We start from the raw sequence: 783 nt of genomic DNA on the forward strand, positions 1-783 counted from the left end.
GTTGTTGCTGCTCTTTAGCAACAGCGTATTTGCCCAAACAGCAGGCATAAAAAAGCCCACACCTCACGCTTTTGCAAGGTGTGGGCTAAATCGGTGTGACTATTTGTTTAGGTAAGCAGCGTGGAACTCAATATGCTCATCAATAAAGCTAGAGATGAAGTAGTAGCTGTGGTCGTAACCTGGCTGCATACGTAGCTCTAAATCGGCATTGGTTACCTTAGCTGCTTCGACCAATTGCTCAGGCTTTAGCTGCTCAATTAGGAAGTTGTCCGCTTCGCCTTGGTCTACCAACATTGGCAGCTTAGTGCCTTTGGTTTTTAGAAGCTCAAAGGCATCGTAGTGTTTCCATTCTTCAATATCTAAGCCTAGATATTGGTTGAATGCTTTTTGTCCCCAAGGGCATTGCATTGGGTTGGTGATTGGGCTGAATGCCGAGATAGAACGGTAGTTATCTTCGTTCTTAATACCAATCGTTAGGGCACCGTGTCCGCCCATGCTGTGACCTGAAATGGATTTCACAGACGTTACTGGGAAGAAAGACTCAATCAAAGCTGGGAGCTCTGTTACCACGTAATCGTACATGTGGTAATGGCTGTCCCATGGTGCTTGAGTGGCATTCACATAGAAGCCTGCACCTTGGCCGAGATCGTAGCTTTCATTGTCGGCAACGCCTTCGCCACGTGGGCTTGTATCAGGTGCAACAATAGCGATGCCTTGCTCAGCCGCAGCTTTGAATGCGCCGGCCTTTTGCATGAAGTTTTCATCGGTACAGGTTAAGCCTGA

General features: G+C 47.5%; 1 protein-coding gene. It reads right to left on the minus strand.

Annotated elements, in window-relative coordinates; genetic code table 11:
* Positions 1 to 99 precede the first annotated feature (99 nt).
* Positions 100 to 783 (minus strand): S-formylglutathione hydrolase (gene fghA / locus AB4653_RS26320; RefSeq protein ID WP_372105699.1); only part of this gene is annotated, 684 nt, incomplete at its 5' end.

The organism is Vibrio sp. 10N.222.48.A3, assembly GCF_041475345.1.
Classification (GTDB): domain Bacteria; phylum Pseudomonadota; class Gammaproteobacteria; order Enterobacterales; family Vibrionaceae; genus Vibrio; species Vibrio tasmaniensis_A.